General features: G+C 68.3%; 23 protein-coding genes. 4 read left to right on the top strand and 19 right to left on the bottom strand.

What is annotated here, in order from left to right; translation table 11 throughout:
* Positions 1-3 precede the first annotated feature (3 nt).
* Complete coding sequence (locus WDM91_13850) at positions 4-696, top strand: hypothetical protein (GenBank protein ID MEI9995674.1); 693 nt, start codon at positions 4-6, stop codon at positions 694-696.
* Complete coding sequence (locus WDM91_13855; GenBank protein ID MEI9995675.1) at positions 696-1,250, top strand: invasion associated locus B family protein; 555 nt, start codon at positions 696-698, stop codon at positions 1,248-1,250. Before WDM91_13850 ends, WDM91_13855 begins: the two co-directional genes overlap by 1 nt.
* A gap of 13 nt (positions 1,251-1,263) precedes the next feature.
* On the opposite strand, the gene WDM91_13860 is transcribed toward WDM91_13855, so the two are convergent.
* Together WDM91_13860 and WDM91_13865 are read right to left on the bottom strand one after the other, a co-directional pair.
* On the bottom strand, positions 1,264-1,932 hold the full coding sequence (locus tag WDM91_13860) for a response regulator transcription factor (GenBank protein MEI9995676.1): 669 nt from the start codon (positions 1,930-1,932) through the stop codon (positions 1,264-1,266).
* Between the two features lie 2 nt (positions 1,933-1,934).
* Positions 1,935-2,474, bottom strand: coding sequence for a hypothetical protein (locus tag WDM91_13865; GenBank protein MEI9995677.1), 540 nt, complete (start codon positions 2,472-2,474; stop codon positions 1,935-1,937).
* 153 nt (positions 2,475-2,627) lie between these two features.
* Here WDM91_13865 and WDM91_13870 point away from each other — a divergent pair, with 153 nt between their 5' ends.
* On the top strand, positions 2,628-2,957 hold the full coding sequence (locus tag WDM91_13870; GenBank protein MEI9995678.1) for a hypothetical protein: 330 nt from the start codon (positions 2,628-2,630) through the stop codon (positions 2,955-2,957).
* A gap of 120 nt (positions 2,958-3,077) precedes the next feature.
* On the opposite strand, the gene WDM91_13875 is transcribed toward WDM91_13870, so the two are convergent.
* The 4 genes from WDM91_13875 to WDM91_13890 all read right to left on the bottom strand — a co-directional run bounded on the left by WDM91_13875 (position 3,078) and on the right by WDM91_13890 (position 5,764).
* Positions 3,078-3,752: a nitroreductase gene (locus WDM91_13875; GenBank protein MEI9995679.1), complete on the bottom strand. Its 675-nt coding sequence runs from the start codon at positions 3,750-3,752 to the stop codon at positions 3,078-3,080.
* 155 nt (positions 3,753-3,907) lie between these two features.
* The gene (locus WDM91_13880; GenBank protein ID MEI9995680.1) at positions 3,908-4,573 is read right to left on the bottom strand and encodes a hypothetical protein; all 666 of its coding nucleotides are present in this window, start codon (positions 4,571-4,573) and stop codon (positions 3,908-3,910) included.
* A gap of 28 nt (positions 4,574-4,601) precedes the next feature.
* Positions 4,602-4,985, bottom strand: a complete 384-nt coding sequence (locus WDM91_13885; GenBank protein MEI9995681.1) for a hypothetical protein — start codon at positions 4,983-4,985, stop codon at positions 4,602-4,604.
* Between the two features lie 176 nt (positions 4,986-5,161).
* Positions 5,162-5,764: a methyltransferase domain-containing protein gene (locus WDM91_13890; GenBank protein MEI9995682.1), complete on the bottom strand. Its 603-nt coding sequence runs from the start codon at positions 5,762-5,764 to the stop codon at positions 5,162-5,164.
* Between the two features lie 283 nt (positions 5,765-6,047).
* Between WDM91_13890 and WDM91_13895 the strand changes: the two genes are divergently transcribed.
* Positions 6,048-6,653: a hypothetical protein gene (locus tag WDM91_13895; GenBank protein ID MEI9995683.1), complete on the top strand. Its 606-nt coding sequence runs from the start codon at positions 6,048-6,050 to the stop codon at positions 6,651-6,653.
* Here the strand turns inward: WDM91_13895 and WDM91_13900 are convergent.
* The 13 genes from WDM91_13900 to WDM91_13960 all read right to left on the bottom strand — a co-directional run bounded on the left by WDM91_13900 (position 6,646) and on the right by WDM91_13960 (position 17,657).
* Positions 6,646-6,846 (bottom strand): hypothetical protein, encoded by a 201-nt coding sequence (locus tag WDM91_13900; protein ID MEI9995684.1) that lies wholly within the window; start codon positions 6,844-6,846, stop codon positions 6,646-6,648. The genes WDM91_13895 and WDM91_13900 overlap by 8 nt on opposite strands.
* Before the next feature lie 9 nt (positions 6,847-6,855).
* The gene (locus WDM91_13905; protein ID MEI9995685.1) at positions 6,856-7,215 is read right to left on the bottom strand and encodes a hypothetical protein; all 360 of its coding nucleotides are present in this window, start codon (positions 7,213-7,215) and stop codon (positions 6,856-6,858) included.
* Positions 7,216-7,218: 3 nt separating this feature from the next.
* Positions 7,219-7,383: a hypothetical protein gene (locus WDM91_13910; GenBank protein ID MEI9995686.1), complete on the bottom strand. Its 165-nt coding sequence runs from the start codon at positions 7,381-7,383 to the stop codon at positions 7,219-7,221.
* A 22-nt stretch (positions 7,384-7,405) separates the two neighbouring features.
* On the bottom strand, positions 7,406-8,929 hold the full coding sequence (locus WDM91_13915) for a DUF2793 domain-containing protein (GenBank protein MEI9995687.1): 1,524 nt from the start codon (positions 8,927-8,929) through the stop codon (positions 7,406-7,408).
* A gap of 85 nt (positions 8,930-9,014) precedes the next feature.
* Entirely contained in the window at positions 9,015-12,956 is a 3,942-nt protein-coding gene (locus WDM91_13920; protein ID MEI9995688.1) for a glycoside hydrolase/phage tail family protein, read from the bottom strand.
* Between the two features lie 45 nt (positions 12,957-13,001).
* Positions 13,002-13,424 (bottom strand): hypothetical protein, encoded by a 423-nt coding sequence (locus WDM91_13925; protein MEI9995689.1) that lies wholly within the window; start codon positions 13,422-13,424, stop codon positions 13,002-13,004.
* Positions 13,414-14,295, bottom strand: coding sequence for a DUF2163 domain-containing protein (locus WDM91_13930; protein MEI9995690.1), 882 nt, complete (start codon positions 14,293-14,295; stop codon positions 13,414-13,416). Before WDM91_13930 ends, WDM91_13925 begins: the two co-directional genes overlap by 11 nt.
* Before the next feature lie 86 nt (positions 14,296-14,381).
* Positions 14,382-15,008: a DUF2460 domain-containing protein gene (locus WDM91_13935; protein MEI9995691.1), complete on the bottom strand. Its 627-nt coding sequence runs from the start codon at positions 15,006-15,008 to the stop codon at positions 14,382-14,384.
* Between the two features lie 107 nt (positions 15,009-15,115).
* Complete coding sequence (locus tag WDM91_13940) at positions 15,116-15,643, bottom strand: phage tail tape measure C-terminal domain-containing protein (GenBank protein MEI9995692.1); 528 nt, start codon at positions 15,641-15,643, stop codon at positions 15,116-15,118.
* A 155-nt stretch (positions 15,644-15,798) separates the two neighbouring features.
* The gene (locus WDM91_13945; protein MEI9995693.1) at positions 15,799-16,155 is read right to left on the bottom strand and encodes a GTA-gp10 family protein; all 357 of its coding nucleotides are present in this window, start codon (positions 16,153-16,155) and stop codon (positions 15,799-15,801) included.
* Positions 16,156-16,367: 212 nt separating this feature from the next.
* Positions 16,368-16,784, bottom strand: coding sequence for a phage major tail protein, TP901-1 family (locus WDM91_13950; GenBank protein ID MEI9995694.1), 417 nt, complete (start codon positions 16,782-16,784; stop codon positions 16,368-16,370).
* 148 nt (positions 16,785-16,932) lie between these two features.
* Positions 16,933-17,346, bottom strand: coding sequence for a DUF3168 domain-containing protein (locus tag WDM91_13955; GenBank protein MEI9995695.1), 414 nt, complete (start codon positions 17,344-17,346; stop codon positions 16,933-16,935).
* Positions 17,343-17,657, bottom strand: a complete 315-nt coding sequence (locus tag WDM91_13960) for a phage head closure protein (protein MEI9995696.1) — start codon at positions 17,655-17,657, stop codon at positions 17,343-17,345. The genes WDM91_13955 and WDM91_13960 overlap by 4 nt, the downstream gene beginning before the upstream one ends.
* Positions 17,658-17,663 lie beyond the last annotated feature (6 nt).

The raw sequence follows: 17,663 nt of genomic DNA on the forward strand, positions 1-17,663 counted from the left end.
ACTATGCGTCTTGCGCGGGACGAGCATACCGCCAAGATGGCGCCTTGGCATGGCCGCGCGGCGCGAGCGATGTCCGATCAGAAGGATTTTCCGGCCATGACGAAGCATCTGACGGGCGGCGCCTGGCGCGGTCCGGCCGCAATCCTGGCGCTCGTCGTCGGCACCGCCGGCCTGAGCTCCTGTTCGAAATCCGATGAAAGCCTGGCGGAAGCGAGCCGGGGCACGGCCAAGGTCGCGGATATCTTCCTCAACGTCTGTTATCGCACCGAAAGCGACGCGGCGCGGATCAAGCATATCGCCGCCCTGAATCACTGGCCGGCCATCGACCGGCTGCCGACCCCGCCCGGCGGCGGGACGATCGCCGGCGCCTGGCGCCTGACGGTCGCCGGCCGGCCCGTGATCCTGTTCGCCGCCTCCGGCCCGGACGACCGGCCGAACGTCCCGCGCGGCAAGACCATGCGGATGTGCGCCACCGAGTTCTTCGGGCCGCAGGAGCCGGGCTTCATCGACGACGTCGTGAAGCAGGTCGACCTGAAGAAGATCGATCCCGCGCATGCCGGCCGGCCGCTCCCGCCCGGGATGACCGCGATGTCGGAGAGCGGCAGCGAAGACGGCAGCCTCGAGCTGCTGCTGAGCCAGACGGCGATGCCGCCCATCGGGCGGATGGTCATGGCCTTCGCGATCAAGGAGAATTGATGCGCGCGCAGCGACGCCGGCGCATGATGGCGGCGGCCGCGATCGCGATGATGGCTGCGCCGGCAGGCGCCAAGCCGACCGCCGCCAATCCCGACGATGTGCCGACGACGCGGCAGTATTTCGATTGGAGCGTCTCCTGTCCCGCAATGGCCGACACGCTGGCCTCCTGCGCGATGCAGCAGGAGATCCGGAGCACGGCCAACGGGCAGCCGATCGCGCGACTGCTGCTCTACCGCCATATGCTGTATGTGACCCTGCCCTTCAACGTGCTGCTGGAGCCGGGCATCGCCTTCGATTTCGGCGGCCCGAAGGCACAACCCTCCGTCTTTCCCTTCGCGCTCTGCGGCGACCAGGGCTGTCTCGCCAGGATCGCATTCGACGACGGCCTTGCCGCAAGCTTCAAGGCGGCGACGGCGACGCGCCTGCTGTTCGCCGGCCTCGACGGCAAGCCGATCTATCTGCCGGTGTCGACCCAGGGATTCGAGAGTGCCCTGGGCGCCTATCAGCGCTTCGAAACCCAGCACGACGCGGCCATCGCAGCCGGCCGCAAGTGATTGCGACGCCCCTCTATCCTGCCGGCTTTTCGTCCAGGCAATAGCCGAGGCCGCGCACGGTCTGGATGAGATCGGTGTCGAGCTTCTTGCGCAGCCGGCCGACGAACACCTCGATGGTGTTGGAGTCGCGGTCGAAATCCTGGTCGTAGAGATGCTCGACCAGCTCGGTGCGGCTGACCACCTTGCCCTTGTGATGCGCCAGGTAGGACAGCAGCCGGTATTCGAGGCTCGTCAGCTTCACCGGGTTGCCGTTCACCGTCACGCGGCTGGCGCGGGTGTCGATGCGCAGCGGCCCGATCTCGATCTCGCTGGTGGCGAGGCCGGCGGCGCGGCGCAAGAGCGCCCGGACGCGGGCGAGAAGCTCCTCGGTGATGAACGGCTTGGCGAGATAGTCGTCGGCGCCGGCGTCGAAGCCCGCGACCTTGTCGCTCCAGCGGTCGCGCGCGGTGAGGATCAGGACCGGCATGGTCTTGCCGTCCTTGCGCCATTTCTCCAGCACGCGCACGCCGTCCATCTTGGGCAGGCCGAGATCGAGGATCACCGCGTCATAGGGTTCGGTGTCGCCGAGGAAATGGCCTTCCTCGCCGTCCGCCGCCGTGTCGACGGCGTAGCCGGAATCGCTCAGCGCCTTCTTCAGAAGCCGCTGCAGGTCCTTGTCGTCTTCAACGAGCAGAATGCGCATGGTCAGTTGCCGCCGTGATGATGGCCGCCGGAGCGGCCGCCGCCGTGCCAACCGCCGCCCAGGCCGCCGCGCCCGCCACCGCGACCGCTGTCGCGGCCCGGCCAGTCGCCGCCGCCGCGATGCCAGCCGCCACGGTTATTGTCATTGTCATTGTCATTGTCCTGTCCGTCCCGGCGCCAGTCGCTGTCGCGGCCGTCGTCGTTCCAGCGGCTGCGCCGGCCGCGGTCGTTGTCGCTCTGGCCGTCTTCGTCGCGGCCGCGGCGTCCGCTGCGCCATGCACCGCCATTGTCGCCGCCGGCATTGGAATAACGGCCGGTGCGCGCATCGGCGTCGAAATAGAGGACGCGGCCTTCGGGCGTCAGCCACTTGATGCGGTAGTGCACGCCGCCGTCGGAATCGGTCCAGGGCTCGGCGTCGGAGAGGCGGCCGGGATGGCCGGCGCGGATTCCCGGCAGGATGCTGTCCAGCGTGCCGCGCGCCAAAGCCGGCGCGGCGAGCGCCAGAAACAACGGGAAAACAGCGAGGAACAGCCGGGAACGCATCGTTCTATCTAAGGCGTGCGACATGAACCTCGAATGAACACCGCGTCCAGAGTTGGTTCAGCCGGAGAGGGTCATCTTACGCCACATGGAAACGAGGTCCAGACGAACGGACCGGTTCCGTCAACCGGCCGAGACGGCCAGAAGGAGACCAAGATGAACCTCAAGAAGATCCTGACGGCTGCGGCTGCGGCCACCATCCTGTCCGTTGCCGGCATCGGCGCCGCCGATGCCGCGCCGTTCGGCCACGGCTTCGACCGCCATGACGACGGCCGCGGCCGCCACCGGGTCGAGCGCGTCGAGCGCCGCGTGGTCGAGCACCGCGTGGTCTTCAACACGCTGCGCGCCCGTCACATCCGCTATGTGGGCACGCCGTACTTCGTGCGCGGCCACTATGTCGTCAAGTCGTTCGACCGCTTCGGCCACGTCAAATTCGTCGAAGTGAACCCGCATACGGGCGGGTACATCGGCTTCATCCGCTTCTGAGGCGGACGAGAAGACCTTGAGGCGCGGTTCCGCGGTATGCCCCTCCCCGTAGGAGCCGTAGTTCAAGCGAGAGCCCGCGCTGGAGAAATCCAGCGCGGGTTTCTCATATGCGCGGCACCGTCACGCGGTTTCGCGGAACACGGCCCATTCGGCGAGCGGGGCGCGCTCCGACACCAGGCTGTTGATCGGCGCGGCCTCGTCGGCGTGACCGATCGCCATGCCGCAGAAGATCATCTCATTGGCGGGCACGGCGAGATAGTCGCGGATCACCTCGTGGAACGGCGCCCAGGCCTCCTGCGCGCAGGTGTGCAGGCCGTGCTCACGCGCCAGCAGCATGACCGACTGCAGGAACATGCCGAGATCGGCCCACTGGCCCTGCTGCATCTGGCGGTCGATGGAGACGATCAGGCCGGCGGGCGCGCCGAAGAAGTCCCAGTTGCGCACGAACTGCATCAGGCGCGCGGCCTTGTCCTCGCGCGGGATGCCGATGGTGGCGTACATCTGCTCGCCGACCGTGAAGCGGCGCGTCCTGTAGGGCTCGGTGAGCTCCGGCGGATAGATGTGGTACTCGGGCACGCCGCCGCGCGGATGGACCGCCATGCGCGCCTTTGTGCGGCGCACCAGCTCGTCGCGCGCGGCGCCGGTCAGAACATGGATCTTCCACGGCTGCAGATTGCCGCCGGACGGGGCGCGCGCGGCCTTGAGCAGGATCTCCTCGATGACGGCACGCGGCACCGGATCGGCACGGAAGGCGCGGATGGATTTGCGCGTGGCGAGCGCTTCGCTGACGTTCATGGCGGTGTTCTCGAATAGCGGGACCGCATGATGCGCGGGCCGGGCGGCGCGGCGCAAGGTTGCGCGGGAACAGCTTCTCCAGCATGGATCGCTACCGACTTGCGAACGCCGCTGTCCACAAACCGGCAACCGCCATCCCTACGGTTTGCTAGAGCTCAATGAAACCAATTGTAGACGGCGGACCAACTCCATATCCATCCAAAGACAGAAAACAGAAGGGCGAGTGCCGCCACAACAAATCCTCCAATTGTGATGACCGTGACGAGATCGACCCGCTGCGAGAGAGCGTTGAGCTTTTCGGAAGAATCCGCGAGGGCCAGCTCTTTGGTACGCACCAAAACGTCATACAAGGCGGTTAGCTTGGGGATGTAGTCATCTGCGAGTTTTTCATACTCCACGGCCCGCTTCTGCCGTTCCTCGCGGCTTCCCTGAATGATTTTTTGGGATTCGAGAACCGCAGGATAGACGTTCCAGAAGTCGGGGTAGTGCTTAGCGATTTCGTCGCGCCCGTGTTGGCGAATTACGCCGTCAACCTGTCGAATTACAACGAAGCAGATGGAATCGGTGACATCGTGATCGGCATTGATGAGATAGCTTTTGGCGATGATCAAGTGCTCGTCGATCTGAGCTGGATCGTCGGCCTGTGGAACCTCGGCCACCATGAGTGTCAACGCGTCGGCCAGCCGGCGCCCGGCGTACCGCATTTCATTGATGGCCGGAACAAGCGCCTCGCCCCGAAAGTGCTCGACTTCTTTGACGCGCTTCTCGACGCGATTCCACAGTTTCGCAAGCGCCGCCAACCGGGCGGAGTATTGATTCATGAGCCCCCGCCCGGATTGCGGCCAAAATCTACCGCGGCAGCGTAATCGCCACGACCTCAGATCGTTCTTTTTCGAACGCCTCTTCGGCTACAAACGCGTTGAACTGAACTGCAACATTGCCGCGCGAAAATCGAGCCGCGGCTTGGCGAGACACGTCGATGGGCTCGCCGCCCCGACGTGCGCCGGTCACTGCACGCAAAATACGATTCACAAGGCGGGTTGCGAGTATCGTCATTGGATGCTGCTCCTGGCAGCGGAAACGTGCCTGAGAGACATTGGCTCCTAACCCTTTAAGAACCGTGCCCTCAGCGCCTAAAGCGACGCTACCGCTGGTGGCGCCGGAAGAAGAAGTAAGCACGGCTTTATAGGGTGCCAAGGCGAAGGGGTCAACCACAGCGATAACCGCCGCCAAGACAACCGACGTCCGTATCTACTCGATTACTTAACAGTATCAGTATGTTGCAAGCGACTTCTTTGGCGCGTTTGCAGCGGTGCTGGGCGGAGCTCCATTTATCCACGATTCCTGCCGCCTCTCTCGTCCGCTATATTGCAGGTCGGCCAACAACCGGTCCCACCGGAACAGCCAACTTAGATTCTCAGTTTGAGCACCTTCGTCGTCGTCATGCCGTCGCCTTGGCTGACCGTCATCATGTCTTCGACCTGCATCGGCCTTTCGATCAGGCTCCAGGCGGCGCGGTTGCGGCCCGAATCGTAGAGCGAGACGATGATGCGGCCCTGCGGCGTCAGGAATTTGGCGTAGCGCGACAGGAGCGCGTCGGGCTGCGGAATGTAGTTAAGGATCTGGCTGAATATGATCACGTCGAAACGGCGATCGGACTGGAAATCCTCCGCCCCCGACACCGCGAAGGCGGTGCGCGCGTCGGCTTCGTCCTGCGCCTGGGCGACCGCCTGCGGCGAAAGGTCGATGCCGAGATAGGATTTGTAGGGCAGTACTTTCAGCTTTTTCGCCAGCAGTCCGGCGCCGCAGCCGACATCGAGGATGCTGGCGGGACCGAGGAACTGGCAATAGCCGAGCACCGAGACGAGGCCACCCAGGCTGCCCATCTCGCCCAGGAAGTCCCAATGCCCGGCGGCGTATTCCTTGTCCCAGACCGCGGCCGCGACCGGCGCGGGACGGAAGCCGATGACCTGGAACAGGGCGCGGGAAACGAGCCTTTTGACGAGTTGCATGCGCATCCGTCCAACATTGAAGCGGTTGACCGGCAATCCCTGCAAATGCCGCGCCGCGATCGGCACGGTGCGCACGATACCGGAGCAAGTTCCGGAACTCGGACCACCCGCGAAGCAAATCCCTGCAGCACTATCGGATTCGCCGTCACAAAATCGTCGCCGCAGGTTCCGCGAAATTTACCAATAAATCTTCGTGCTTCGATTCCGTCCGATTTTATGCGTAAGCTTGCCTGGGTGTAACAAAGCGGGACGATATAACCCGCGCTTTGTTGGGGGCGATAATATGCGTTGGGATGTTGTGGCGCGCTGGATGGGCGCGTGCGGTCTGTGCATGGCGCTCGGCGGCTGCGGCGGGCTTCTCCTGCCGAGCCAGAGCGAGATCGGCGATTCCAGCTTCGAATCCTACAAATCGGTCAACGACGCATTCGACCGCATCGCGCTGCGCCAGGCTTCGGTGAGCGACCTGGCGGGGCTGGGCTTCGACGCGCAGCACACGCCGAACGTGGCGGTGCTTTCCTATCTGGAGATCGTCGAGCACTTCATGCCGAACAGCTCGATGGCGTTCGACAAGCTCGATCCGGCGGTGCAGGACTGCATCATGGCGCGCTCGGCCTGCGAGGGTTATGTGTTCAAGGTCGAGCATCATGCCTATCAGCGCAGCGGCAGCCTGTTCCTCGACCTCTTCGGCTTCTCGCGCACCACCACGGAAACCGGCTGGACGGCGCAGGTGCTGGTCCTGGTGCAGAACGGCCGCGTGACGCACAAGCTGCTCTCGGGCGAGCCCAATGTGCGGATCGTGCGCGGCGACGTGCAGCCGCTGGGGCCCATGCAGAATCTGGGCGGCATGTTCGCCACCGGCACCTCGCTCGCGGCGCGCGCCATCAAGTAGCGGCAGCCGCCAGCGCGGCGTCGACCTGGGGACGCAGCGCCGCGGTCGCGGCCTGGGCCTTGGCGAGCGCCGCGCGGATCGCGGCGCCGTCGCTTTGCGACAGCACCGCCTGGCCCTGGCCGACCAGCGGCGTCAGCTCGGCGACGGTGGCGGCGAGCGCTTCGAGGATCTGGATCATCAGCGTGACGGACATGCGGCTCTCCTAGTTCGGGACGAGGGCGTGGAGCTGGACGATGAGCGCGGCGGCGGCGGCCACCGCGTCGAGAACGCCTTGCGCATTGGCGGCCGCATCGGCCTGGTCGGCCACGTCGAGGATCGCGCCGGCCTGATCGTAGAGCGTCCTGGCCGTGGCGGCATCGGCGCCATGCAGCGCGCCGCTCGCGGCCGCATCCTTCAACGCGACGCCAATCCCCTGATAGGCGAGATGCGCCAGCGTCAGCGCCTTCTCGGCGTCGGCGAGAGCCTGTGGCGCGGTCTGCGCGGCATCCGGCGAAAGCGTCGAACAGGCGGCGAGCGGTGCGAGGCTGAGCGCGGCCGCGAGCGTGAGGGCGAGGCGGCGCATCGCTCAGCGCCCCGCCGTGGCGACGCCGTGGCGCACGGTCATCGCGAGCAGCGCCGGGACCGCGAGATTGAGCGCGGCGACGAGGCCAAGATCGCCGTCGAGCCAGCCGCCGACGGCGCCGAGCACGGCCAGCGCGCCGGTGATGTAGGTCTTGTATCCGTTGAGCATGCGAGTTCTCCTTTGGGATTCGTCAGGTGCGCAGCCACTTGGCGACGCTTGCGACATAGAGGAAGGACGCCGGCGTATTGGCGGCGAGCGTGGTGAGCGCGCCGGCGATGGACTGGCCGGCGTTGGGCGAGTGGGTGAGCGCGGTGACCGTCTGGGTCGAGGCGAGCGTCACGATCTGCCCATCCTTGGGCGCCGCCGGCATGGTGATCGCGCCGGCCGCGAGCGTGCCCGCGGGATTGAGCAGCAGCCGGCCGGTCGCATTCGCGATGGTGATCGCGAAACCGGTCGCCGGCGTCTGATAGGAATAGGACAGATCGACATAGGCGCCGCCGGCCTGCAGGCGCTTGTCGTCCCAGACGCGGAAGGCTTCGACGAGGAAGGTGCTGCCTGCCGCGGCGGTCTGCACGATGAAGTAGGTGCCGTGTGCCGCCGGGGTGAAATTCTCCGCTGCATTGAAGGCGATCGCGCCGGTGGCGGTGGCCGCGAACCCCGTGCCGTCATGGCCCTCCGCCGTCCAGTTCGCGAGTGTCTGGTCCTGGGCGACGGCGGCCGGCGACGCGTAGGTGCCGTTGGTCCGCCGCATCTTGAGCACCGGGAAGGTGCCGCTGGCATCCCAGCAGACGGCGCGGCCGCCGCTGGCGCCGTTGGTGCCGACGATGTGCAGCGCGCTGGCGGCGAAGACGGCGGGCGGCGCGGTGCCGCTGGGATTGACGGTGAGCGCCGCGGTGGGCGACGCGCTGCCGATGCCGAGGCGGAAATTGACGTCGTCCCAGAACAGCCTGGCATTGTCCTGCGCGATCGCGCCCGCGCCGTTGCCGAACAGCAGCGAGCCGGCGGTCCAGCCCTTGGCGAGGCCGTCGACATATTGCCGGGTCGCGGCGTGCAGCGGCGCGGTGGGATCGCCGGCCAGGGTCACGAGGCCGTTGCCGCGCGCGATCCTGAGGCCTTCGAACCAGGCGGCCCCGTCGGGCGAGACCTTCACATGCAGGTCGTCGTCGCCGCACAGGCCGAGCTCGGCGCGGCCGGAATAGTTCGTCTGGCAGAGCAGCGAGGCGGTGTCGCCGCTCGCATGCTTGTTGAGCTTGGCCTGCACGCCGTTGCCGGCATTGTCGAACAGCAGGGCGGCGGATTTCGTCGCCAGCTTGTTCGTCGCATCCGCCGTGGTGTTCACGCCGAGCAGCGGCACGTTCTGCAGCGACAGGATGCTCGCATAGTCGGCCCAGGCGGCACCGGTGAAGACGATCAGCCTGCTCTCGTCGACCACATAGGCGGCAAGGCCGGTGAAAGGCGCATAGAAGCGCCAGCCGCCATCGGCGGCGAAGGCGATCTTCCCGTCCTGGCCCGTCCAGGCGCCGGCGCCGCCCGCTGCGACGAGATAGGTGTCGCCGTCGGCGGGCGTCGCGGGCGGGCTGCCAAGATCGCGGTCGAGGAAGCGGGCGAAGAGCAGCGCATCCATCTGGAGCAATGCTTCGTTGTGGGTGACGTGCTTCTGCGCCTGCGCCGCGGCGAGCAGCGGCAGGGCGGTGCGGGGTGTGGTGTCGGACATGGGTGCGCTCCTTGCAGAGCACCGCTTGTCATCCCCGGCCGAGCGATGCGTATGCATCGCGAGGGGAAGGGATGACAACGGTGTTTCAGGTGAAGAGAATTGTCGCGCCCGCGCCGCGGCCGAAGGCGGCGGAGCGCTGGTAGACGGTGAAGCGGAACGGGCTCGGCAGACCGCCGGGGAAGTCCGTCGCGATCTGCGCGGCGGTGTAGAGGTAGCTTGGCGCCGGGTTCGCCGTGACGGAGCGGATCACCGCACCGGCGGCATCGAGGATCTCGACGTCATAGGCCTCGCTCTCCTCGGCCAGCGGCACCTCGGTCTGATCCCAATTGTCGCCGCCCAAGCGGGTGCGCCGGATCCAGCTGAGCAGCAGGTCGCCGCCCTGTCCTTGCACGGCCAGATGCACCGGCGAGAGCGGGCGCTGGCCGATGCCGGCGAATTGCGCCGTCGCGGTCTGCCAGCTCGCATCGGAGAGCGGCTTGTTCGGCGGACCCCAGGCGTAGTGGAAGGGCAAGGTCGCCTCGTTCTGCTTGAGGTCGAGCTGCTGCGGCGTGCCGTCGAGCAGCACGACGCGCGCGCCGGCCGGCAGGGGATCGCGCATCGCGCCTTCGCTGCCGGCCTGGCCGCGCAGCAGGCGGGTCAGCGTCCATTCGTTCGGCGCGGTCAGCGTCGCGGCGGCGAATTGCACGATCTCCCAGCCGCCATCGGCGTTCTGCACCGCGAGCGCATTGGCGCCGCCGAGCACGGCGAGATCGTCTTGCGATGCGAGCGTACCGGCGCCGAGCCGGATGCGCAGCGCGTTGACGGTGTCCCAGCGCCAGAGCGGCCCCGACCAGAAATCCGCCGTCGTGCGGCCGAGCGTGGCCGGCTTGGCGAGCGTCCGGCTGAGCGCGTAATTGGACTCGCTTGCGCTCTTGAGCACCTGGACGCTGCCCGGCCAGGGCGCGGCATAGGCCGCGGCGGTCGGCGCCCAGGGCGTCTCGTTCCCCGTGAGCAGCGGCAAATCCATGAAGACGGCCAGCGCCCGGCCCGGCAGCGCGAGACTCTGCGCCTGGCCCGGCGCACGCGATGGCCCGGTGAGCGGCTCGTAGATCGACGGATCGGTCGCCACCGCCTCGATCTTGCGGGCGCCCGCATCGTCGATCTGCGTCAGGCGCAGGCGATGGTCGCGGCCGCCCAGCGTCAGCACGACCTCGTCGGTGACGTCGCGCGCCAGATGCGAGGGCGGCAGCGCGAAGCTCGCGCTCTCGCGCATCACCCAGGCGTCCTGCAGCAGGCGTTGCGCGATGCCGGTCGCCTGGCCCTGGTCCATCACCAGCGGCAGCGAAGAAGTCGCGACGCGGTCGGAGCGCGTGACGAGGCGGCGGGCCTCGACGCCGGCTTGGCGATAATCGGCATCGGGATCGAGATAGGCGATGCGCGAGACGTTGGGCAGGTCGGTCTCCTGTGCCCGCGTCAGCGCGACGCCGAGGCCAGCGTCGTCGCCGTCGGGCAGCGCGAGATCGTCCTCGCCCAGCGCGGCCGCCACGGCCTGGCCGCGCGGCACGAAGCGGATCGCGCCGGCGCTCTCCACCGCGTCGAAGTGGAAGGCGACCGAGAGCGGCGTCAGCGCGTCGCGCGCGCTCATCGTGTCGGTGACCGCGAAACCCGTGACGAGGCCGGTGAGGGCCGTGGTGTCGGCCTGCGTGAAGTTCGAGGCGGCGCAGACGTCGTCCACCAGCGGCGCGAGCGGCACCGCGCCGAGCCGGCCGTTCAGCCAATGGCCGAGGCGCCAGTTCGCGGCGTCGCCCCACACATCGCTGCGCGCCGGGAAGAACGGATAGGGCCGCGCGTCCCAGCACCAGACATAGATGTTCGCGGTGTCGACCATGCGGCCGGCGTAGAGCGACGCGGCGGGATTGTTGGCGGGATCGCTCCAGAAGGCGAGATGCGCTTCTAGGAAGCGGCGCTGGATGAGATCGTCGCGCTCGCCGTTCGAGTACCAGGGCAGTGCGCTCTCCGCCGATTTCGGATCGAAGAACACGTTGGGCTGGTTGGCGCCCTTGTCGACCGCCGGACATCCCAATTCGGTGAACCAAAGGGGCTTGCCGCCGGGCGTCCAGCCGGTCGGCGTCGCGCTTTCCGTCCCGCCGGGGCGGTCGTGATGCGGGTTGCTCCACCAGCTCCACAGATCCTTGGCGCGCCACACCCAGGGCTTGCCGAGGCCGTCGGTGACCGGCGTGCGGGTCTGTGCCGCACGGTCGGCATCCGAGGCGTAGTACCAGTCATAGTCCTCGCCGCCGCGGATGTTCGAGGCGAGATAGGCGCGGTCGTAGAGGTTCGTCGGGCCTGCCGGGTCGTAGTCCAGCTGCGCGGTGCCGTCGCGCCAATCGGCCAGCGGCAGGTAATTGTCGATCCCGACGAAATCGATGTCCGGATCCGACCACAGCGGATCGAGGTTGAAGATCAGTCCGCCGCCGCCCGTCTGGTGGCCGGCATATTCGCTCCAATCGGCGGCATAGCCGAGCCTGGTGCCCGGTCCGAGGATGGCGCGGACATCGGCCGCGAGCGTCTTCAGCGCGGCGACGGCGGGATAATGCGTGGCGCTGTCGCGCAATTGCGTCAGGCCGCGCAGTTCGGAGCCGACCAGGAAGGCGTCGACGCCACCGGCCGCGGCGCACAGCAGCGCATAATGCAGCACCATGCGGCGATAGCCCCAATCGCCGCCGCCGCGCCAGGCGACGGTCGCGCCGTCGACGGCGAAGTCCGCCGCGTTCGCGCTGCCGAAGAATGCGCTCACCTGCGTGGCGGCGGCCGCGGTCTGGTCGGGCGAGCCGGCGACGCCCGGCGCCGGCGCGCAGGTGATGCGGCCGCGCCAGGGGAAGGCGGGCTGCGACGCGGCGCCGGTATAGGGATCGGTGCGCGCATTGCCGGGCGGAAGGTCCAGGAACAGGAACGGACAGAACATCACGCGCAGGCCCCGCGCCTTGAGATTGCCGATCGCGCGCACGATGGAGGCGTCGGACGGCGTGCCGCCATAGGCGGGGCGGCCGTCGCGCTGCGAGACGAGATGCGCGTCGGCGCGGGCGAGGCCGTCGACGCGCCAGCTGTCCGGCGTCGTCGTCTTGGCGGCGAGCTCGACGCCGGGGCGGATCGTGCAGCTGCCGGCGCGCAGGTCGTCGCCGAACCAGCCCGTCACCAGCGACACGGCGCCGAGATTGGGCGCCAGCGCGGTGAGCTCGTCCAGCGACGCGTCGATGTCGGCGGTGCCCGAGGCATTGTGCGCGTTCAGCGGCGTCGTGGTGCCTTCGCCGTCATCGTCGCTCACGATCGTCGAGTCGTAGACGAACTCGCCGGCGCCGGGGATCAGCGCCACGCCGGAGAGCCGGTTCTCGAGCGCGCCCGGATCGCCGTCGCCCAGGGTGCGGAAGATTTCGAACTGCAATTGCGGGATGCGGTTGCCGAATTGCGCCAGCGGCAGGTCCTCGAACACGACATAGGCGAGGCCGCGGAAGGCGGGCGCGTTGGCGGCGCCTTCAATGTCGGCGATCAGGGGATCGGGCGCCTGGGTCTCACTGCCCGCATGGAAGCGCGTGGTGAAGGCGGAGATGTCGACCAGGTTGCCGTCGGCCCAGACGCGGCCGAGGCGGGTGGCGCCGGCGCAGAGCCCGACCGCGAAGGAGATCGCATAGCTGTAGTCGGTCTCGCTCACGCCGGGGCCGCCGAGGCCCTTGCCGCCGCCGGTGCTGCCGGTGGTGGCGGTCTCGCGGTAGCGGCTGGCCCAGATCACCTGGCCCGCGATGCGGACGCGGCCATAGAGGCGCGGGATCGGCGCGCCTTCGCTGGAGGCCTGCAATTGCGTGTCGCCCAGGCGCGGACCGTCGACATGCTTGCCGGGCGCGATGGCGGCGTCGATCTGGGTGCCGAGATAGGCGCCGATCGCGCCGCCGATCTGCGCCCCGCTCAGCGTGACGCCGAACAGCGACAGACCCGAGCCGAACAGCGATGCGCCGAGCCCGGAGCCGACGACACCGAGGACGAGGGAAGCCATGGGATATCCTTCGACCTCTCCGCAAGGGAGAGGTGCATGCGAAATTCAGATCCGAAAGGCGTAGGCCAGCTTGCGGCGCCAGGCGGACGTGAAGGGCTCTTCCGAGACGCGGCGGTTCTGACGCGCATGGATCAGGGTGAGCGCGCCGCCCTGCTCCGCCACCAGGCCGCAATGCTTGGCGGGGCCGCGCGGCACCATGCGGAACAGCGCGACGTCGCCGGGCGCGATGTCGCGCAGCGGCACCGGCCGCAGGTGTCGCGCCAGCGCCGTATATAATGTCTCGCGCGGATCGGCTTCGGCCCAGTCGGGCGAATAGGGCGGCGGCGCTTCGGGTTCGGCGCCATGCCGCTCGCGCCACACGCCGCGCAGCAGGCCGAGGCAGTCGCAGCCGGCGCCTTTCACGCTCGCCTGGTGGACATAGGGCGTGCCGAGCCAGCCGCGCGCGAGCTGCACGATGTCAGTTTCCATAGCGGCTGCCTCCATCCATCGGCTGGGTCTGCGTGGGCGACGCCAGCACTGCGTCATTGCCCGGCATGTAGGGGAAGCCGCGGAAATTGACGCTGTTGGCGAAGCGGTCGCGGCAGGTCGCAAATTGCTTGTCGCAGCCCGCCGTCACGGTGAAGGTATCGCCGGGCGCGACCGGCGCGCTCATCGCCTGCCACAGCTCGATCGAACCGGCGGCATGGCGCTTGACCTCCATGGCGCGGCCGGCATTGGCGCCGCCGGTGAAGGTGAGCTTGCCCTGGCTGAACCAGCCGTTCGCATAGGCATCGAGCCCCGTGACGGCGAAGCGGCGGTTGTCGATGACGCGCGCCACCGCGGCGGAAGCGGCGAAGGCGGAAGACGAAATGTCCTTGCCGCAGCGCCCATCGCCGAGATCGGCGTCGCAGCCATAGCCGTAGACCCGGCCCACCGGCTGGTTCAGGCGATGCGCCAGGCCGCGGATCTCGGCGCTGAAGTCGGTCTTGCCGCGCTTGACCTCGCCGAGGCTGCCCTTGCGCATCAGCACGCGCTGCTCCGGCGCCCCCCAGTTCACGCGCCAGATCTCGATCGCCGCGTCGTCGTAGAGACCGGCGGCAAGGTCGGCCTCGTTGAGCGTGGCGGCGCTGAGCGCCCCCAGGACGGTGAGGTTGTCGACCGCGAGGCCGAGCGTCGACTGCACCTCGCTGGCGGTGAAGCCGGTGGCGGGCTCATAGGACAAGCCGTCGAAGCCGAGCGCGCAATCATGGTCGGTGAAGCCCTGCAGCGCACCGTCGCGGCGGATGAGCTTCCAGCACCAGCACAGCGTGGTAGCGCCGGAGGAGAGATGGGCCTGCAGGCCGGATGGGAGAGGTTTCATGGGATGTGGACTCGATGCGAAAGGGCAGACGCGAATGTTTCCCTCCCCCGTAACCACGGGGGAGGAAAAGGAGCGAGCCGGTCTCGCTACAGCCTGATCTCCACCAGCGGGATGCTGGGGAGTTCGCCGGCGGTGAAATTGGCGAGGTTGATCGCGAGCTGGTCGGTGTCGAACCGCACCGGCGTATCGAACTCGAAGCCGGCGGTGAGCATGGCGCCGCTCGCGGGCGCCGCCGCGAACGTCACCACGCCTATCGTCGCGTCGAGCGTGAAACCATCCTGCAGCTCGGTGCCGTTGGCGGCGACGCGCAGCGTGCCCGCAACGGGCTTGGCGATGGCGCGCGTCCAGCTCGACGGGCCCGAACTGTAGACCTTTATGAGCGGGAACGCCGTGGCGTGGCCGTTGCCCGTGCCGAGCGGCTGGTCGAGCGGCGAGACGGTCTGGCCCGGGGCGCAGGATTTGAAATCGCTCCAGTCCTTGAAGCGGAAGCCGTTCAGCCGACCGAGCCGCGCCTCGAAGAAGGCGATCACGGCATGCAGGTCGTCGAGCGATTTGACGCCATAGCCCGCGTCGTAGCGGCGCCGCGAATTGGCCCAGACCGCGTTGCGCTCCTCGAAGCCGGAGCCCAGCGTGACGATCTCGGTCTTGCGCTCGGGCCCGCCCGTGGCGTGGAAGGCGAGCGCGGTGGGGAAGCGGATTTCGTGGAAGGCCATTTATTTCCCCCTCCGCCCTTCGCACCTGACGGTGCTACGGGCACCTCCCCCACCAGCGTGCTTCGCACGCGTGGGGGAGGCGGACCTGTGTCTTGGCGACGATCTCATCAAAGATTCCTCTGCCCGCGCGCCAGGGCGCGGCTGAGCATGGCGGCGACCTGGGATTGCGATTTCAGGAAGCTCTGCGCGTCGGGGGTCTGGACGTTGAGCGTGATGCTGCTGCCCTGCAGCGCGCTGTTGGGCGCGATGCTGCCGGCGGCGCCGGGCACGAACAGTTCCGGCCCCTGCTCGCCGACGAGATAAGGCGTGCCGGCATCGACCGGCCCGCCGGCGGCGCGCGCCCCGCCGACCGGCAGGATCGCGCCCGCAATCTGGCTCAGCACGCTCTCGATCGGCTTGACCAGGAATTGCGTGGTGGCGATGCGGTCGAAGTCGGAGAGGATGGCGCTGACCAGCGTGTCCATGGAGGTTTTGCCCGAGAGCACGGCACGCGCGATGGTGTTCTCCACCGAGGAGAAGCTGCGCGTCACCGCGGTCTCGATCGCCGAGGTTGCGTCATGCACCGGCCCGCCGACAAAGGCGGAGAGCGCCTGGCCCGCGGCGTCGAGGCTCTGGCTGAGCGGCGTATCGGTCATGGCGGTTCAATCCGGATGTTGCAGGAGCAGGGTTTGGAGCTCGGCACGGGCCAGCGGCTGGGGCCCGCGCGGCGGCGCCGCGAGGGCGCGCCATTCGGGCAAGGAGAGCGACCAGAACACGGGGGGCGACAGGCGCAGGCGGCCGAGGCCGAAGCTCAGCCAGTCGCTCCAGCGAAAGGGACGGGTGCGGCGTCCCCGTCGCGTGGCGCAGATGGAGCGAGGCCGGCGGCATCGAAGGCGGACGTGACGGCGGCGACCAGCACGCCGAGATCGCAAGGCAGGCGCAAGACATCGGCCGGCGCCAGGTCGTGGCCGCCGCCGCGCAACAGCGCCGCCACGACCACGGCGAGGTCGCCGGCGCGGATCGTCTTCAGCCGCACGCCGATCTCGGACAAGTTGGCGAGGCCGAGGCCGTCCTCGATCTCGGCGAGCGCGCCGAGGGTGAGCAGCAGGCGGTAGGAGCGGCCGCCGGCGTCGAGCGCGACTTCGCCGCGGATGCGGTTGGTGAGCATCGTTTTTCGATTTCCCGGATTTGATTTGGATAGGCTCGATTCATTCCTATGCGTCATCGCCCGGACAAGCGGGCGATGACGCATTCAGGCGTTCGAGTCGGAGCAAAACGGGGGCCATCGAGACGCTTGCGCGATGGGTCCCGGCTCCGCGCGACGCCGACGCATCGCTTGGCCGGGATGACAGTCGTGATTCAAACCGGTCACGACAGACCCTAAAGCGCCGCGAACACCAGCGCCCCGGCCGAGGCGAGCGAGAGCGACAGCTTGAGCTCGCCGTCATAGGGCCCGTCATATTGCAGCGCCGTGAGCTTGAACGGGCCGGTGACGGTGCCGAAGCTCGGAATCACCACTTGGAAATTCCCGATCGCCTGCGCGAAAAAGGCGCTGCGCAGCGCCGCGTCGGAGGCCGCATCCTTGAACACGCCGGAGCCGGAGAGGCTGGCGGACTTCACGCCGCCGCCGGCCAGCAGCTCGCGCCACTGGTCGGCGGAATCGGCGTTGGTGACGTCGACGCTCTGGGCGTTGAAGGCCAGCGTCGTGGCGCGCAGGCCGGCGACGGTGGCGAAAGCCTCGGGCGAGGCGCCGTCGCCGAGCTTGATGAGCAGGTCTTTGCCTTTTTGGGCGGACATGGGGATTTCCTTTCATCTGTTTCCCCCCCCCCGTGGTTACGGGGGAGGTGCCGAGCGAAAGCGAGGCGGAGGGGGCCGGCCCGGTGGCTGCCCCCTCCACCATCGCTTCGCGATGGTCCCCCTCCCCCGTAACCACGGGGGAGGAAAATCAGGCGTCAGGCTCGAGCAGCGCCTGGAAGCGCAATTGCGCGTGCACGGTCTCGCCGTCGCTCTCGCGCACCGACTCCGCTTCCAGCCAGCGCAGGTCGATCAGGGTCTGGCCGTCGATCGCGAGCGCCGCACCGTTCAACGCGTCAATCACCGCCTGCGCGGCCAGGCGCGTCTCGCGGCGGCCGGCGGCGCGCGACCAGATGTGGACCGTCAGGGCATGCGCCGAGCCGGGCTCGGTCGCGGTCGACCAGTCGCTCTCCCTGTCGTCGCCGATCACGATGTAGGGAAAGGCAGCGCCCCGCGGCACCGCGTCGAAGATGCGCGGCGGATCGCCCACCGCCTCCAGCACCGCGCTGTCGGTGGCGAGGGTGGCGAAGATCGCCTGCTGCAAGGCCCAGCTCGCGGCGCTCATGTCAGTTCCTCGCAAAGCAGTGCGACATAGGCGGTGCGCGGGCCGGCATCGAGCAGGCCATGGACGCGGAACAGGCGCGCCCCGAACTGCACGCGCTGGCCGGCGGCGAGATCGCCGCGGCGGCGCAGCGTGATGCGGTGGCGCACCTTGGACTCGAGGCGGTCGGCGTTGAGCGCGTCGCCGGCGCCGAGCGGCGCAAGGCCGATCCACACCGTCGCGAAGGCGTCCCAGGATTCGGCGAAGCCGCCGCCGCCATCGGGCGTCAGCGTGTGCGCGAGCAGCGTCGCGCGCTGGTTGAGAGTACGGAGCATTTTTCG

Source organism: Rhizomicrobium sp. (genome assembly GCA_037200385.1).
GTDB lineage: Bacteria > Pseudomonadota > Alphaproteobacteria > Micropepsales > Micropepsaceae > Rhizomicrobium.

Coding starts and splice junctions, on each gene's coding strand:
- WDM91_13850 (MEI9995674.1), top strand. CDS start 4: ATGCGTCTTGCGCGGGACGAGCATACCGCCAAGATGGCGCCTTGGCAT.
- WDM91_13855 (MEI9995675.1), top strand. CDS start 696: ATGCGCGCGCAGCGACGCCGGCGCATGATGGCGGCGGCCGCGATCGCG.
- WDM91_13860 (MEI9995676.1), bottom strand. CDS start 1,932: ATGCGCATTCTGCTCGTTGAAGACGACAAGGACCTGCAGCGGCTTCTG.
- WDM91_13865 (MEI9995677.1), bottom strand. CDS start 2,474: ATGCGTTCCCGGCTGTTCCTCGCTGTTTTCCCGTTGTTTCTGGCGCTC.
- WDM91_13870 (MEI9995678.1), top strand. CDS start 2,628: ATGAACCTCAAGAAGATCCTGACGGCTGCGGCTGCGGCCACCATCCTG.
- WDM91_13875 (MEI9995679.1), bottom strand. CDS start 3,752: ATGAACGTCAGCGAAGCGCTCGCCACGCGCAAATCCATCCGCGCCTTC.
- WDM91_13880 (MEI9995680.1), bottom strand. CDS start 4,573: ATGAATCAATACTCCGCCCGGTTGGCGGCGCTTGCGAAACTGTGGAAT.
- WDM91_13890 (MEI9995682.1), bottom strand. CDS start 5,764: ATGCAACTCGTCAAAAGGCTCGTTTCCCGCGCCCTGTTCCAGGTCATC.
- WDM91_13895 (MEI9995683.1), top strand. CDS start 6,048: ATGCGTTGGGATGTTGTGGCGCGCTGGATGGGCGCGTGCGGTCTGTGC.
- WDM91_13900 (MEI9995684.1), bottom strand. CDS start 6,846: ATGTCCGTCACGCTGATGATCCAGATCCTCGAAGCGCTCGCCGCCACC.
- WDM91_13905 (MEI9995685.1), bottom strand. CDS start 7,215: ATGCGCCGCCTCGCCCTCACGCTCGCGGCCGCGCTCAGCCTCGCACCG.
- WDM91_13910 (MEI9995686.1), bottom strand. CDS start 7,383: ATGCTCAACGGATACAAGACCTACATCACCGGCGCGCTGGCCGTGCTC.
- WDM91_13915 (MEI9995687.1), bottom strand. CDS start 8,929: ATGTCCGACACCACACCCCGCACCGCCCTGCCGCTGCTCGCCGCGGCG.
- WDM91_13920 (MEI9995688.1), bottom strand. CDS start 12,956: ATGGCTTCCCTCGTCCTCGGTGTCGTCGGCTCCGGGCTCGGCGCATCG.
- WDM91_13925 (MEI9995689.1), bottom strand. CDS start 13,424: ATGGAAACTGACATCGTGCAGCTCGCGCGCGGCTGGCTCGGCACGCCC.
- WDM91_13930 (MEI9995690.1), bottom strand. CDS start 14,295: ATGAAACCTCTCCCATCCGGCCTGCAGGCCCATCTCTCCTCCGGCGCT.
- WDM91_13935 (MEI9995691.1), bottom strand. CDS start 15,008: ATGGCCTTCCACGAAATCCGCTTCCCCACCGCGCTCGCCTTCCACGCC.
- WDM91_13940 (MEI9995692.1), bottom strand. CDS start 15,643: ATGACCGATACGCCGCTCAGCCAGAGCCTCGACGCCGCGGGCCAGGCG.
- WDM91_13945 (MEI9995693.1), bottom strand. CDS start 16,155: ATGCTCACCAACCGCATCCGCGGCGAAGTCGCGCTCGACGCCGGCGGC.
- WDM91_13950 (MEI9995694.1), bottom strand. CDS start 16,784: ATGTCCGCCCAAAAAGGCAAAGACCTGCTCATCAAGCTCGGCGACGGC.
- WDM91_13955 (MEI9995695.1), bottom strand. CDS start 17,346: ATGAGCGCCGCGAGCTGGGCCTTGCAGCAGGCGATCTTCGCCACCCTC.
- WDM91_13960 (MEI9995696.1), bottom strand. CDS start 17,657: ATGCTCCGTACTCTCAACCAGCGCGCGACGCTGCTCGCGCACACGCTG.